Below are 14,591 nucleotides of genomic sequence, written 5' to 3'. Positions count from 1 at the left end.
CCTAGGGTCCGTCGTCACTTGCCGGGCGGTCCCCCGCGACCGCGTTCGCCCCACCATGTCATATCGCCCCGCCGCCGAGGCGAACCACGTGCACCGCCCAATGCCCCAGCAGGTCCTCGTCGTGGCTGATCGCGAGCACCCCGGCGCCGTGCTCCTCGACGCGCCGGTTCACCACCCGCACCAGCGCCGCCGTGGTCGACGCGTCCAGCATCGCGGTCATCTCGTCGCAGATCAGATACTCGGGCCGCAGCGCCAGCGCCCGCGCCAGGCAGGCCCGCTGCAGTTGGCCGTCGCTCACCTCGTGCGGTCGCCGCGACAGCAGCTCCGCGGTCAGCCCCACCTCGTCGGCCAGCTCGCCGACGTCGCCGTCGGCGCCGTTGGCGCGCAGCGGTTCGGCGATGATCTCGCGCAGCGTGAAGCGCGGATCCACGGCGGGCCGCGGATGCTGAAACACGATGCCGATCGCGGTCCGCTGCGCCCGCGGCGTCGCGTGCCGGAAGCCGGTGACCGGTTCGCCGTCGAGCACCACCCGCCCGGACCACGGCTCGTGCAGCAGCCCGAGGACCCTGGCCAGCGTGGACTTCCCGCACCCGCTCGGCCCGGCCAGCCCGACCACCGCACCGGCCGGGAGGTCCAGGTCGACGCCGTCGAGCACCGGTTCGCCGCGCCGGTAGCCGGCGACCAGGCCGGTCGCGCTCAGCACGGCGGGTGCGCGGCGACCCACCGGTCGCCGAGTTCGAGCAGTTCCGGATCTCCCGTGCAGGGCCCGAATCCGGGCACGTCCGGACAGCGTTGGCAGAACACGCAACCCCATTCCTGTTCGAGGCGGGCCAACTCGGTGAGGGCCGGCGGATGGCCCGGGATCGGCTGGAAGCCGCCGTCGGGCAGCGCGCCGAGCAGCCCCGCGGTGTACGGGTGCCAGGGCTCGGCGAGCACCTGCTCCGCGGGGCCCGCCTCGACGATCCGGCTGGCGTACATCACCGCGACGTCGGTGGCGACCCGGCGGGCGGCCGCGAGGTCGTGGGTGATCAGCAGCACCGCGCGGTCCTCGGCGGCGGCCTCGGCGAGCAGGTCCACGGTGCGGTGCACCAGCGGCCGGTCCAGACCGGCGGTCGGCTCGTCGGCGAGGATGATCCGCGGGTCACCGGCCAGCGCCAGCGCCACCGCGACCCGCTGCGCCATCCCGCCGGAGAGCTCGTGCGGGTACCGGTCCAGGTCGGCGGGGTCCAGCCCGACGCGCTCGGCGAGCTCGTCCGGCCCGGCCGCGCCGTCCAGCGCCCGGATCGCCTCGACGAGCTGGCTGCGCGCGGTCCGCACCGGGGTCAGGTGGGTGCCCGCGGACTGCGGCACCAGGCCGACATGCCGGCCGCGGACCTGCCCGGCCAGCACCGCTTCCGGCGCGGCCAGCAGCTCGATGCCGCCGGCGAGCACGGCCTCGCCGCGCACCTGCGCGTTGCCGGGAAGCAGGCCGAGCAGCGCGGAGGCCAGCACCGACTTGCCGCAGCCGGACTCCCCGACCAGCGCGAGCACCCGGCCCGGGCGCAGCCGCAGCGTCGCGTCGGTCACGGCCCGCACCTCGGTCCCGCGCCCCAGCAGGAACCGCACCGAGAGCCGGTCCAGTTCGAGCAGCGGTTCGCTCACAGCGCCAACTCCGATCGCCGTCGCGGCACGACCCGGTCGCGCCAGGTGGCCGCCAGCCCGGACACCGCCAGCGTCGTAAGCACCAGCAGCACCGACGGGAACAGCACGATCCACCACGCGCCGAGCAGCACCGCTTCCCGGCCGTCGCCGAGGATGTTGCCGATGCTGGCCAGGTGCGGCGGCAGGCCGAGGCCGAGGAAGCTCAGCGCGGTTTCGTGCCACACCGCGTGCGGCACGAGCAGCACCGCCGACAGCGCGGCCTGCGGCACGATCGCGGGCAGCAGGTGCCGCCGCAGGATCCGCCACCGCGACGAGCCGCCCGCGATCGCCGCGTCGATGTGCGGCCGCTGCCGCAGCGACAGCACCTCCGAGCGCACGATGCGCGCCACCGTCGTCCAGTGCGTGAGGGCGATGGACAGGATCACCGCCACCAGGCTGCCCCGGTACAGCGCGACGATCACGATGCCCAGCAGCAGGTGCGGCACCGAGTTGACGGTGTCGACCAGGCGCATCAGCAGCCGGTCCGGCCAGCCGCCGGTGCTGCCCGCGATCGCGCCCACCAGCGAACCGAGCACTGTGGACACGACGGCGCTGATCCCGGCCACCAGCAAGGAGATCCGCAGCCCGGCCAGCGACTGCACGAACAGGTCCCGGCCGCCGGAGTCGGTGCCGAACGGGTGCGCGGGGCCCGGCGCGAGCCTGATCGAGTCGTAGCGCACCGATTCGCTGCCGAACACCGCGGGCACCGCGATCGCGGCCAGCACCAGCAGCGCGAGGCCGCCCAGCGACACCCACAGCCGGGCCTTGGGCCGGGCGCGGGGCGTCCCGGCGCGCCCGCGCCCCGCGGCGCGCCACGGACCGGCCGATGTGGACGGACGGGCGGCGGTGCCGCGCACGGATTCGTCAGCCATCGGCGGCCACCCTCGGGTCGAGCACGATCGCGGCGATGTCGGCGAGCAGCGAGCCCAGCAGCACTGCCGCCGTGGCCACCAGCGTCAGGATCGCCAGCAGCGGGTAGTCGACGGCAGTCGCGGCGGTGACGACGGCCGCGGCCAGGCCCGGCCAGGAGAAGACCTCCTCGACCAGCACCGCCCCGGTGACCAGCTCCGGAACCCGCGCGCCGATCAGCGTGACGAACGGCAGCAGCGCGGTCGGCAGCGCGTGCCGCAGCACGACGACGCGTTCCGCGAGGCCGCGCGCCCGCGCCCCGGTCACGTGGTCCTCGGACAGCGACGTCAGCATCGACTGCCGGACGTGCAGCACCAGCCACGGCGACTGCGAGATGCCCAGCACCAGCGCGGGCAGCGCCAGGTGCTTCGCGACCTGCCCGAACGACACCGCGGTGCCCGCGTCGGTCAGGCCCGCCACCGGCAGCCAGCCCAGGCCCAGCGAGAACACCGCGATCGACAGCAGCGCCAGCACGAACGGCGGCACGCCCTCCAGCGCGTGGCCGATGGCGGTGACGAACCGGTCGATCCAGCCGCCCTGCCGCCACGCCGCGACGGTGCCCAGCACCAGCGCGATCACCACGGCCAGCGCGAGCCCGGTCACGGCCAGCAGGATCGTCCACGGCAGCCGTTCCGCGACGACCTGCGCGACCGGCTGCCGGAACGAGCGCGACACGCCGAGATCGCCGCCGAACACGCCGGTGGCCCACTGCCAGAACTGCACCAGCACGGGCTCGTCGAGCCCCAGCCGGGCCCGCACCGCGGCGACGTCGGCGGCCGACGCGCCGAAGATCTCCACGCCGTAGTACTGGTGGATCGGGTCGAACGGGGATGCCGCGGCGAGCAGGAAGATCCCGAACGCGACGATCACCAGCACCGGTACCGCGAACCCGATCCGCCGCAGCACCAGGCGGCCGATCGCGCGGCTCATGCCTGCGGTTTCCAGGTCTCGATGTTCCACCACGGGCCCCAGGTGGTCCCGTGCACGTGCGGCTCGACGGGCGGCTGGTAGCCGGACCACTTGCCGTCGCGCATCACGTAGCTGTGGTCGATGAACGCCAGGTACACCAGGCCCGGGTCGGCGACGTAGGCGCGCTGCGCCTGCTTGTAGAACTCCGCCCGCTTGGCCGGGTCGAGCTCCTGGCGGCCGCCGTCGAGCGCGGCGTCCACCTCGGCGTTGCGGTACTTGCCGGGGTTGTTGTACGTGCCGGTGCCGATGACCGAGGAGTGCAGGCTGGCGTAGGCCTGCGGGTCGGGGTCCATCGGGTTCCCGCCGCCGAGCACGATCCCGTCGGTGGCCAGCCGCCCGGCCACCGCCGAGCGGTCCACCCCGGCGAGCTCGACCTGGATGCCGATCGCCTTGGCGTCCGAGGCGAACGCGCGGGCCAAGTCCTTGCGCAGGCTGTCGTCGGCGAAGTACATCACCGTGAACTCGGCGCGGACCCCGCCCCGCTCCCGGATGCCGTCGCCGCCGACGCGCCAGCCGGCGTCGTCGAGCACCTTCGCGGCGCGCTGCGGGTCGAAGTCGAACCGGGCGGCGGGCTCGTAGTTCGCGCCCATCGACTCCGGGATCGGGGCGTAGGCGGGCTTCCCGTGCCCGCCCAGCAGTGCCCGGATCATGCCTTCGCGGTTGACCGCGAGGTTCAGCGCCTGCCGGACGGCGCGATCACCGGCGACCGGGTGCTCGTTGGGCAGCGCGATGCTGCGGTAGTCGGCGGTGCTGTGGTGCACCGTCCGGTACCCGTCGCGGCCGACGCTCTCGGCCAGCACCGGCGGCAGCACGGTGCCGTCGAACTCGCCGGCGGACAGGCGCTGGGCGCGAGTGTTGTCGTCCTTGGCGAAGACGACGGTGACCTTGCCGATCGCGGGCGCGCCGCCCCAGTAGTCGGCGTTGGCCTCCCAGGTCATCTGGTCGCCCTGGCGCCACTCGACGAGCTTGTAGGGGCCGGTGCCGACCGGCTTCGTGTTCAGCGGCGAGCTCTCCTGCGGCTTGGGCTCGGCGAGCTGCTCGTTCGGCACGATGCCGAGCACCAGCTTCGACGGCCAGGCCGCGTAGGGGATCTTCAGGTCGAACTGCACGGTGTGCGGGTCGAGTGCGCGGACGCCGGCGAGCATGTCGAAGTCCGACGAGACCGTCGAGGCGTAGGCCGGGTCGATCGCGGCCCGGTAGGTGGCGACGACGTCGTCGGCGTCGAAGGCCGTGCCGTCGTGGAAGCGGACGCCGTCGCGGAGCTTGACCGTCCAGGTCTTGGCATCCGGCGTGGACTGCGGCACCTCGCTGGCCAGCGCCGGGCGCAGCGCGGCCTGGCCGTCGAAGGCCAGCAGCCCGTCGTAGAACTTCGCGGCGCCTTCCACGCCGTAGCCCAGTAGCGGGTTCAGGCTCTCCGGCTCGAAGCCGTCGGCGAGCAGCATCGACCCGGGATCGCCGGTGCCCGGCGCGGAGGGCGCGGCGCAACCGGCCCCGAGCAGGCCCAGGGCGACCGGAACGGCGACGAAGAAGGCACGACGATTCAGCACTCCCGAACAATAAGTGCTATTGCAAGTACTTCTCAATAACCTGAGATCTTGCTCGCCAGGTCGGCGCAACCGGACCCGCCGCGCCGGTGGCGGTTTCGCGCGAAATCGCCGGCTTCCCGCACGCGGGGCGACGATTTCGCGCGAAAGCGGGGGCTCACGCCACCGGCTCGGGCATCCGGCTGACCCGGTACTCGCAGGCGATGACGTCGCCGGTCTTCGGGTCGCCGAGCTCGACCCGCCAGGAACCGGCGAACTGGTCGACGGCGGCGTCCATCGGGATGGTGCCCGACAGCAGCACGGTGCCCGGCTTCAGCAGGCCGCGTTCGCGCAGGTCGTCGAGCCAGAACTGGGGCGTGAGCAGCTCCGCCAGGGTGCCCCGCTGGATCACCTCGCCGTCGGCCCACGCGGTCAGCGTCAGCTCGTCGAGTCGGTCGGCGACGTCGACCAGCCGCCAGGCCTTGCGGCCCAGCACGTCCGGGCCGGCCTGCTTGCTCCACGCGACGCCGTGCACCTCCAGCGCCCGGTCGGTGTGGTCGCAGGCCACGGTCAGCAGCACGTCCCGCTCCTCGGGGCCGGCGACGACCAGCGCCCACTCCGCCTCGCCCGAGGTGCGCTCGTGCTGCGCGGGCACCTCGTCGGCCTGCATCGCCAGGTAGGGCGCGACCGGGTAGAGGCACGGGGTCTTCGTCGGCGCGGGCACACCGAGTTCGGCCAGCTCGGCGACGTGCGCCGCGACGTCCTCCTGGCTGCGCCCGGCGTAGCCGCCGTTGAGCAGGGCCGTCACCGGCACCTCGACGAGCTCGCCGTTGACATCGAAACTCAGTGGAAACAAGATGTCCTCCAACGTCCGCATACTGGTTGTATACATTTGGTGTATCACAGTACCCCGGTGGTCGGCATCCACGAGCCGAACGACCCCCGGGAGCCCGGCACAGGAAATGGACCCCGATGACCCAAGCGCTATCCACGCCGGCCCGGCCGGCCCGCAAGGACCTGATCAAGGCCTTCGTCGCGAGCCTCAGCGGCACCTCCCTGGAGTGGTACGACTTCGCCGCGTACTCGGTGGCGTCGGCGCTGGTGTTCGGCCAGCTGTTCTTCCCCAGCCACGACCCGCTGTCCGGCACGCTGCTGGCGTTCTCCACCTACGCCGTCGGCTACGTCTCCCGGCCGCTGGGCGGCTTCGTGTTCGGCCGGCTCGGCGACGTGCTGGGGCGCAAGCAGGTGCTGGTCATCACCCTGCTCATCACCGGCATCTCCACCGTCTTCATCGGACTGCTGCCGACGCACAGCCAGGTCGGCGCGCTCGGCGCCGTGCTGCTGGTGGTGCTGCGCTTCGCGCAGGGCGTGGGCATTGGCGGCGAATGGGGCGGCGCGGTCCTGCTGTCCAGCGAGTTCGGCAGCGAGAAGCACCGCGGCTTCTGGGCATCGGCCGCCCAGATCGGCCCGCCCGCGGGCAACCTGCTGGCCAACGGCGTCCTGGCGGCGCTCGCGGCGCTGCTCACCCAGGAGCAGTTCATGTCCTGGGGCTGGCGGGTCGCGTTCCTGCTCTCCGCCGTGCTGGTGCTGTTCGGCCTGTGGATCCGGGTGAAGCTGGAGGAGACCCCGGTCTTCAAGGAGCTGCAGGAGAAGGGCGAGCAGGCCGGGGCGCCGGTGCGGGACGTCTTCACCCGCGAACCCCGCGCGCTGGTGTCGGCGATCCTCTCCCGCGTCGGCCCGGACGTGCTCTACGCGCTGTTCACCGTGTTCGTGCTCACCTACGCCACCCAGCAGCTGAACATGCCGAAGAGCTGGGCGGTCACCGGGGTCATGCTCGGCTCGACGCTGCAGCTCGTGCTGATGCCGCTGGCGGGCGCGCTGTCGGACCGCTGGGGACGGCGGAAGGTCTACGCGGTGGGCGCGATCGGCGCCGGCGTGTGGCCGTTCGTGTTCTTCCCGATGGTCGGCGACGGCTCGGCGGGGCTGCTGATCTTCGGCGTGGTCATCGGCCTGGTCTGGCACGCGCTCATGTACGGGCCGCAGGCGGCGTTCGTGTCCGAGCAGTTCAGCCCGGCGCTGCGCGCCACCGGATCATCCCTGGCGTACACCCTGGCTGGCGTCATCGGCGGCGCACTGGCCCCGCTGCTGTTCACCTACCTGTTCGCCTCGTTCGGCACCTGGTTCGCCCCGGCGTGCTACCTCACGGCGACCTGCGTGGTGACCCTGATCGGCCTGTCCCTGGGCCGCCGGAACGCGCAGTGACCTGCCCGATCTTGCCTGAAATCGGGAGCCCCACCCGCCGGGAGGCCCGCGGGTGGGGCTTCCGATTTTGCCTGAAGCCGGGCGCTTCCCAGCCGGGAAGCCCGGGTGATGCGGGAGCAGGGTTCCCGATTTCGCCTAAGATCGGGAACCCCTCCTCAGCCCGCCAGGACGACCTGCTGCGTCGCCGTCAGGTGCTCGGTGATCGCCTTCGTCGCGGCCTCCGCGTCACCGGCGGCGAGCGCCGCGAGGATCGCCTCGTGCTCCGCGAGCACCGCCTTGCGCCGTCCGCTGACGCTGAACAGCGCCACGATGCCCGCGCGGATCTGGCGGGCCCGCAGCGCGTCGTAGGTCTTGCTGAGCATGTCGTTGCCGACCGCGCACACCAGCGCGGCGTGGAACCCGTGGTCTCGGTCGATGAACGCGCGGGCCTGGTCGTCGCCGCCGAGCTCGCGCTGGGCGTCCAGCTCGGCGCGCATCTGCTCCAGCGGCACCGCGTCCAGCTCGACGGCGCGGCGGGCCGCGTAGCACTCGATCATCGTGCGGATCTCGAACAGCTCGCGGATCTCCCGGCCGCCGACCGGCGCGATGTAGGCGCCGCGCTTGGGCACGAGCTGCACCAGCTCCTCGGCGGCGAGCAGCAGCAGGGCCTCGCGGATCGGCGTGCGGGACACCCCGATCTCGTCGGCGAGCGCCTGTTCGTTGACGAACTGCCCCTGCATCGACGGGTCGCTGAGGACCGTGTCCTTGAGATGGTCGTAAGCCAGTTCGCGTCCCGACGGCAACGAAGACCCCCTGGTGTGCATATCGCTGGTATACAAACATCGTAACGGGTGAGCGCTAGAGGGTGCTTTCAATGTCGTTCTTCATCATTGAAGCGCCGAAGGCGCTTAGCCCACCCTCGCAACTTGCACCGCCGCGGGTTCTCAGACGTCGTCTGGCGAGGACAGCCCCGATGCCGCGTATTGGTCATACGTAAGTCGGGGATCCCACAGTCCAGACGGCGTCTGTAACTCCCGCAGGGGGGCCGCCACCCGCACCGCTAAGCAAAACGAGTTTGGAAACAGTCCCTGAAGGATGGTTGTGGTTATGCGGATTGCTCTCTGCCAGATCGTTTCCGGCCCGGACCCCAAGGCGAACCTGGAGCTGGTGGCCGACTACGTGCGGCGGGCCGCCGACGCCGGCGCCGACCTCGCGGTCTTCCCGGAGGCGACGATGGCCTGCTTCGGGATCAAGCTCGGGCCGCTGGCCGAGCCGCTCGACGGGCCGTGGGCCACCGAGGTGCGGCGGCTGGCCGAGGAAGCCGGCATCGCCGTCGCGGCGGGCATGTTCACACCCACCGAGGACGGCAGGGTGACGAACACGCTGCTGATCACCGGCCGCGGCGTGGACACCTCCTACGACAAGATCCACCTGTTCGACGCCTTCGGCTTCGCCGAGTCGGACACCGTCGCGCCGGGCGAGCAGCCCGTGGTGGTGGACTTCGGCGGCACCAAGGTCGGCTTCACGACCTGCTACGACGTGCGCTTCCCCGGCCTGTTCACGGCGCTGGCCGACAAGGGCGCGTCGGTGATCGTCACCTCGGCGTCCTGGGGTTCCGGCGAGGGCAAGCGCGAGCAGTGGGAGCTGCTGGTGCGCGCCCGCGCGCTGGACTCCACGTCGTGGGTGGTGGCCTGCGACCAGGCCGACCCGCGCAGCGTCGGCCGGGAGCCGAGCGGCAAGGCCCCGACCGGCATCGGCTACAGCCTCGCGGCGACCCCGTTGGGCCAGGTGCACGCGCAGCTCGCCGACGCCCCCGAGATCCTGGTCGTGGACATCGATCCGGCCGCGGTCGAGCAGGCCCGCCGAGCCATCCCGGTCCTCGCCAACCGCCGCTTCTGAAGTCCCGCCGCGGAGGGCGCCTTCCCGCTCGGAAGGCGCCCTTCACCCGGCCTGCGAGCGGGCGAGCTTCCGGCGGTAGGCGAGCGCGGCGAGCACCGCGGCGACGGCCAGGACCGCGGTGGTGAGCAGGCTTCCTTCGATGCCGAACCCGCCGCCGGTGAGCAGGGGCGCGCTGCCCGGCGAGCCGCCGATCTCCAGCACGGTCGTCTGGATGTCCATTCCGGACACTTCGATGCCGTACACGTTGCCCTGCCACCAGTTCCACACCGCGTGGAACGCGCACACGCCCCACAGGCCGCCCTCCGCCAGCGCCCAGAACGCCAGCACCACGGCGATCAGCAGGATGTTGACCAGCGCGATCACGCTGACGCCTGCGTTGACGCCGTGCAGTGCGGCGAACACCAGCGCCTGGAAGGCGATCGCGGCGACCAGGCCCCACTTCCGGTAGGTGACCTGCATCAGGTAGCCGCGGGTGAGGATCTCCTCGGTGCTGGCCTGCACCGCGAACCCGATCAGCGCCACGAGCGCGCCGCCGATCTGCGCGGCGCGCACCGAGCCGATCTCGAACTGCCCGCTGAGCACGTTGATGCCGACCGGCACGGACAGCAGCACCACCGCCACCGCGGCCCCGAGCGCCAGGTGCGCGCCGATGCGCGAAGCGGGGAAGAACCCGACGGAGCCGAAGGGCCGCCGCTCCTTGACCCGGATCCACAGCGCCAGCAGGCCGGAGGCCCCGGCGAAGCTGAGCATCAGCGCCAGCTGGGTGGTCAACCCCAGCTCGCCGCCGACCAGAGCGCTCATCGGCAACCCGAACGCCGAGACCAGCACCACCCCGGCGACAGCCTGCCCGACGAGCAGGCAGAACAGCACGACGAGCAACCCGACCACGGGCCCGGTGGGCCGCTGGGCCCGGTAGATCCCGCCCAACAGCGGAGAAGGCAGAACCCGCTCGGGCTGCACAATGCTCACCAGTACCCCACCTCGATCAGCTGAGCCATGACGAAATCATGCCCGACATCCACAAGCTCGAACACGGTCGGTAGTATTCGATCACTCCACGTGAATTATTCGTCGTGCGAGATCCACGGAGACGAAGCGCTACAGCTGCGCTGGTCCGGTACCCGCAGGGAGGGGGCCTCGACGATGACCGCACTTCCTGACTGGATGGCGCTGCCGCCGGAGGGGCTGAGCGCTGCGAAGTACGAGGCGCTGCCCGAGGAAGTGTGCCGCCGCATCGAGATTGTCGATGGAGCCATCGTCGTGACTCCTGCCCTCCGTCGCTCGCACCAGAGGATCGTTCGCCGCCTTGCGGAGGAACTGGATCTTGCCGCTGGCGCCGAGCTCACTGTCGACTTCGATGTCGACCTTCGGCTACGGGACGTACCACTGCTCAACCGCCGGCCGGACATCGTCGTCTACGACTCCGCGCTGCCGGACGAGGCTGTGCTTCGCCCGCAGCACTGCCTGCTGGTCGTCGAGGTGATGTCACCGGGCTCGGTCACCGCCGACCAAACCGGCAAGCCCGCCGAGTACGCCGCCGCGGGTATCGAACACTTCTGGCGTATCGAACGCGAACCTCAAGACGACCGGCGACTGACCGCGTTCCGCTATCGCCTCGACCCCACCACACGGCTCTACGCGTCGGCCGGGGTGGACACCGGCAAGCTGGCGGTGTCCGACCCCGTCGACCTCCGGATCGACTTCGAATCCCTGCTGTGACGGAGCACGGCACGAACCGCTCCGAGCCTGGTCCCGACGACACGCTTCAGCGCTGCCTCACGCACAACGAGTGGCATCGCACCCATTGGGATCTCGTCGATCAGTGGGACGCGGACCTGTTCGGCGAGACCGCGACCACCGAGTGATCACATGTCCAGGCCGAGGTCCAGGGCCGGGGAGGAGTGCGTCAGGCCTCCCACCGACAGGTACTGGACTCCCGTCTCCGCGTAGGCCCTCGCCACATCCAGCGTCAGGCCGCCCGATGCCTCCAGCTCCGTTCGCGGCGCCGCCGCTCGGACCCGGCGCACCGCTTCCGCGCACTGCTGCGGGGTGAAGTTGTCCAGCAGGACCAGCGCCACGTCCTCCGCCAGCACCTCGTCGAGTTCGTCCAGCGTGGACACCTCGACCTCCATCGGCAGGTCCGGCGCGTGCTCCCGGCAGGCCCGCACCGCCGCCACCGCCGAGCCCGCCGCGACCACGTGGTTGTCCTTGATCAACACCGCGTCGCCGAGGCCCATCCGGTGGTTGACACCGCCGCCGCAGCGCACCGCGTACTTCTGCAGGACCCGCAGGCCCGGCAGCGTCTTGCGGCTGTCCCGGATCCGGCAGCCCGTGCTCTCGACCGCCTCGACCCACGCGGCCGTCGCGGTCGCGATGCCCGAGAGGTGGCACAGCAGGTTCAGCGCCGTGCGCTCCGCCGTGAGCAGGCCGCGGACCGGTGCTTTCACCCGCAGCACGCAGTCACCGGGCTCCAGCACGTCGCCGTCGGCTCGCTCGGAGAGCACCGCGTAGGCGTCCGCGCCCAGCACCTCGTCGAGCACCAGCCGCACCAGCGGCAGGCCCGCGACCACGCCGGCCTTGCGGGTGTTGAACCCCGCCTCGGCGACCGCGCCGGCCGGGACCGTCGCCGCGGTCGTCGCGTCCGGCCCGTAGCGCAGGTCTTCGGCCAGTGCCATGCGCACCACTTCGCGCGCGTCGTCCAGATCGATGGTCATGCCGCCCTCGCAATCCCGGCCGCGGTGTGGATGAGGCACCCCGAGGCGTCCAGCCGGAGCACCGTGCTGCGCCGCCAGCGCAGGTCGTCGGTGTCCGGGAAATCCGTTCGGCGGTGGCAGCCGCGCGACTCCGCGCGTTGCCTGGCCGCCGCCAGCAGTGCCTGCGCGGTCAGCAGCAGCGAAGAGTCCTCGACCGCCTGCCGATTCCGAAGTGGACGGACGATGGCCGCCCGGTCCAGCTCCTTCGTCGCGGTCGCCAGGCCCTCGTCGTCGCGCTCGATGCCGGCGTACCGGCTCATGGTGCGCTGCAGCAGATCCCGGTCGACCACCGCCATCGCGGACTGCAGAGCCGCGCCGGCGGGCTCGCGGTTGATCAGCCCGCAGCACAGGTCCTTGGCCACCGCCTCGGCCGCGCGCCCACCGACCACGAGGCCTTCCAGCAGGCTGTTGGACGCCAGCCGGTTCGCGCCGTGCAGCCCGGTGCACGCGACCTCACCGGCGGCGTAGAGCCCGGTCACGGCGGTGCGACCATCCACGCTGGACACCACGCCCCCGCAGGAGTAGTGCGCGACGCTGGCCACCGGGATCGGCTCGCGGACCGGGTCGATCCCGGCCGCCCGGCACGCCGCGTGGACCGTCGGGAACCGCTCGGCGAACCCGGACCCGATGCTCGTGGCGTCGAGGAACACGTGCTCGGCGCCGGTTTCGGCGGCCCGCCGGTTGATCGCCGCCGCCACGACGTCGCGCGGCGCGAGGTCGGCGAGCGGGTGCTCCCCCTCCATCACGCGCCGCCCGTGCACGTCGACGAGCACCGCGCCTTCGCCGCGCACCGCCTCGGTGACCAGCGGCCGCCGCCCCCGCGGCCCGCCCGGCGTGTAGAGCACCGTCGGGTGGAACTGCACGAACTCCAGGTCTGCGACGGAGGCACCGGCCCGCAGCGCGAGCGCGATTCCGTCCGCAGTGGACACTTCGGGGTTGGTGGTCGCGGCGTAGAGCTGGCCGAGCCCGCCGGTCGCCAGCAGCACCGCCGGGGCGCGCAGCACACCCGGCCTGTTCTCGGCGTCCATCGCGACCGCGCCGGCCACGGCGCCGCTGTCGCCGCGCAGCAGTTCGACGACGCAATGCTGCTCCAGCACCGGAATCCCGCCGCCGCGCACGGCTTCGGACAGCGCGCGCTGCACCTCGGCGCCGGTCGCGTCGCCGCCGGAGTGGATCACGCGGAACGCGCTGTGCCCGCCCTCGCTGGTGCGCGCCAGCTCGCCGTCCGGGCCCACGTCGAACCGGGCGCCGGTCGCCTGCAGCCGCGCGATCGCGGCCGCGCCGTCGGCGAGGATGTCCCGCACCGCCGGGCGCCAGCACAGCCCGACCCCTGCGGTCAGCGTGTCCTCGACGTGCTCGCGCAGGCTGTCGCCCGGGTCGAGCTCGTCGGGCCGGACCACGGCGATGCCGCCCTGCGCCCAGCTCGTGTTGCCCGCCGTCGCGGAGTCCTTGCTGACCACCAGCACCCGCAGGCCCAGTTCGCGGGCCCGCAGCGCCGCCGTCAGACCCGCGACACCCGTGCCGACGACGAGTAAGTCCGCGCCCGCTTCCCAGCTCATTCGCCGCCTCCCGGCTTGCCGATCGCGATCATCCGCTCGACCGAGGCCCGCGCGCGGTCGGCGACGTCCGCCGGCACGTGCACCTCGTCGGCGCCTTCCCGCAGGCAGCGCAGCAGCGCCGCGGCGGTGATCATCTTCATGTAGCGGCAGGACGCCCGGTCGTTGACCGCGCGGAAGTCGATCTCGGGGGCGGCGCGGCGCAGCTGGTGCAGCATGCCGATCTCGGTGGCCACCAGCACCGAGCGCGCGCCGGTCTCCTTCGCCGCGGCCAGCATGTCGCCGGTGGACAGGATCTTCACCCGCTCCTTGGCGACGGTCCCCTCGCCGGCCAGGTAGAGCGCCGAGGTGGCGCAGCCGCACTCGGGGTGGATGAACAGGTCCGCGTCCGGGTTCGCCGCCGCGCGGTCGGCGAGCTCGGGCCCGTTGATCCCGGCGTGCACGTGGCACTCCCCGGCCCAGATGTGCAGGTTCTCGCGGCCGGTTTCGCGCTTGACGTGCGCGCCCAGGAACTGGTCCGGGCAGAACAGCACCTCGCGGTCGGCCGGGATCGAGCGCACCACATCCACCGCGTTCGACGACGTGCAGCAGATGTCGGTCTCCGCCTTCACCTCGGCGGTGGTGTTCACATAGGACACGACGACCGCGCCGGGGTGTTCGGCCTTCCAGGCGCGCAGCTCGTCCGCGGTGATCGAGTCGGCCAGCGAACAGCCCGCCCGGGCGTCCGGGATGAGCACCGTCTTCTCCGGGCCGAGGATCTTCGCGGTCTCGGCCATGAAGTGCACGCCGCAGAAGACGATCGTGCTCGCGGAGCTGTTCGCCGCGATGCGGCTGAGGGCCAGCGAATCGCCGGTGTGGTGAGCGACGTCCTGGATCTCCGGCAGCTGGTAGTTGTGCGCCAGCAGCACCGCGTCCCGTTCGTCGGCCAGCCGGCGCACCTCGCGCGCCCAGTCCGCGGTGGGCTCCACCCCGGTGTAACCGGTGTCGGTCCGCTCCCAGGTTGCAGTCGCGGCCATGTCGTCCTCCTCGCCGGACCCTCCGGGACGACGTGCCCGGAAGCT

The 14,591-nt window shown here is 72.3% G+C and carries 15 protein-coding genes; 4 read left to right on the top strand and 11 right to left on the bottom strand.

Translation table 11 applies throughout. From position 1 onward, the window contains the following. Positions 1–58: 58 nt before the first annotated feature. From AC07FN_RS20375 to AC07FN_RS20350, 6 genes are all read right to left on the bottom strand, one after another. Positions 59–724, bottom strand: a complete 666-nt coding sequence (locus AC07FN_RS20375; protein WP_478397011.1) for an ABC transporter ATP-binding protein — start codon at positions 722–724, stop codon at positions 59–61. Continuing rightward, positions 697–1,641 (bottom strand): ABC transporter ATP-binding protein, encoded by a 945-nt coding sequence (locus tag AC07FN_RS20370; protein ID WP_478397010.1) that lies wholly within the window; start codon positions 1,639–1,641, stop codon positions 697–699. Before AC07FN_RS20370 ends, AC07FN_RS20375 begins: the two co-directional genes overlap by 28 nt. Then, positions 1,638–2,552, bottom strand: a complete 915-nt coding sequence (locus tag AC07FN_RS20365) for an ABC transporter permease (protein ID WP_478397009.1) — start codon at positions 2,550–2,552, stop codon at positions 1,638–1,640. The genes AC07FN_RS20370 and AC07FN_RS20365 overlap by 4 nt, the downstream gene beginning before the upstream one ends. Beyond that, positions 2,545–3,519, bottom strand: a complete 975-nt coding sequence (locus tag AC07FN_RS20360; RefSeq protein ID WP_478397008.1) for an ABC transporter permease — start codon at positions 3,517–3,519, stop codon at positions 2,545–2,547. The genes AC07FN_RS20365 and AC07FN_RS20360 overlap by 8 nt, the downstream gene beginning before the upstream one ends. Continuing rightward, positions 3,516–5,105, bottom strand: coding sequence for an ABC transporter substrate-binding protein (locus AC07FN_RS20355; protein ID WP_478397007.1), 1,590 nt, complete (start codon positions 5,103–5,105; stop codon positions 3,516–3,518). Before AC07FN_RS20355 ends, AC07FN_RS20360 begins: the two co-directional genes overlap by 4 nt. A gap of 154 nt (positions 5,106–5,259) precedes the next feature. After that, entirely contained in the window at positions 5,260–5,937 is a 678-nt protein-coding gene (locus tag AC07FN_RS20350; protein WP_478397006.1) for a DUF2848 domain-containing protein, read from the bottom strand. Between the two features lie 116 nt (positions 5,938–6,053). On the opposite strand from AC07FN_RS20350, the gene AC07FN_RS20345 reads away from it, so the two are divergent. Beyond that, a complete protein-coding gene (locus AC07FN_RS20345; protein ID WP_478397005.1) occupies positions 6,054–7,343 on the top strand; it encodes an MFS transporter in 1,290 nt (429 codons plus the stop codon). Positions 7,344–7,498: 155 nt separating this feature from the next. Here AC07FN_RS20345 and AC07FN_RS20340 read toward each other — a convergent pair whose 3' ends face one another. Continuing rightward, positions 7,499–8,125, bottom strand: a complete 627-nt coding sequence (locus tag AC07FN_RS20340; protein WP_397529338.1) for a GntR family transcriptional regulator — start codon at positions 8,123–8,125, stop codon at positions 7,499–7,501. 304 nt (positions 8,126–8,429) lie between these two features. Here AC07FN_RS20340 and AC07FN_RS20335 point away from each other — a divergent pair, with 304 nt between their 5' ends. Beyond that, positions 8,430–9,221 carry a carbon-nitrogen hydrolase family protein gene (locus tag AC07FN_RS20335; protein ID WP_452615566.1) on the top strand — a complete coding sequence of 264 codons (792 nt, stop codon included), beginning with the start codon at positions 8,430–8,432 and terminating at the stop codon, positions 9,219–9,221. Positions 9,222–9,263: 42 nt separating this feature from the next. Here AC07FN_RS20335 and AC07FN_RS20330 read toward each other — a convergent pair whose 3' ends face one another. Further along, on the bottom strand, positions 9,264–10,190 hold the full coding sequence (locus tag AC07FN_RS20330; RefSeq protein ID WP_478397004.1) for a lysostaphin resistance A-like protein: 927 nt from the start codon (positions 10,188–10,190) through the stop codon (positions 9,264–9,266). Between the two features lie 195 nt (positions 10,191–10,385). Between AC07FN_RS20330 and AC07FN_RS20325 the strand changes: the two genes are divergently transcribed. Then, a complete protein-coding gene (locus AC07FN_RS20325; protein ID WP_478397003.1) occupies positions 10,386–10,940 on the top strand; it encodes a Uma2 family endonuclease in 555 nt (184 codons plus the stop codon). Further along, positions 10,937–11,086 (top strand): hypothetical protein, encoded by a 150-nt coding sequence (locus tag AC07FN_RS20320; protein WP_478397002.1) that lies wholly within the window; start codon positions 10,937–10,939, stop codon positions 11,084–11,086. Before AC07FN_RS20325 ends, AC07FN_RS20320 begins: the two co-directional genes overlap by 4 nt. Here the strand turns inward: AC07FN_RS20320 and nadC are convergent, their stop codons facing one another. Genes nadC through nadA form a run of 3 tightly spaced genes read right to left on the bottom strand, consistent with a single transcriptional unit; the run spans position 11,087 to position 14,546 of the window. After that, positions 11,087–11,935, bottom strand: coding sequence for a carboxylating nicotinate-nucleotide diphosphorylase (nadC, locus tag AC07FN_RS20315; protein WP_478397001.1), 849 nt, complete (start codon positions 11,933–11,935; stop codon positions 11,087–11,089). It lies immediately after the preceding gene. Further along, on the bottom strand, positions 11,932–13,533 hold the full coding sequence (locus tag AC07FN_RS20310) for an L-aspartate oxidase (protein ID WP_478397000.1): 1,602 nt from the start codon (positions 13,531–13,533) through the stop codon (positions 11,932–11,934). Before AC07FN_RS20310 ends, nadC begins: the two co-directional genes overlap by 4 nt. Next, positions 13,530–14,546: a quinolinate synthase NadA gene (gene nadA, locus AC07FN_RS20305; RefSeq protein ID WP_478396999.1), complete on the bottom strand. Its 1,017-nt coding sequence runs from the start codon at positions 14,544–14,546 to the stop codon at positions 13,530–13,532. The genes AC07FN_RS20310 and nadA overlap by 4 nt, the downstream gene beginning before the upstream one ends. Between the last annotated feature and the right edge of the window lie 45 nt (positions 14,547–14,591).

It is taken from the genome of Saccharopolyspora sp. NPDC045941 (assembly GCF_056431445.1).
The sequence above is the reverse complement of the archived record's forward strand: the minus strand, read 5'-3'. Positions and strand labels throughout refer to the sequence as shown.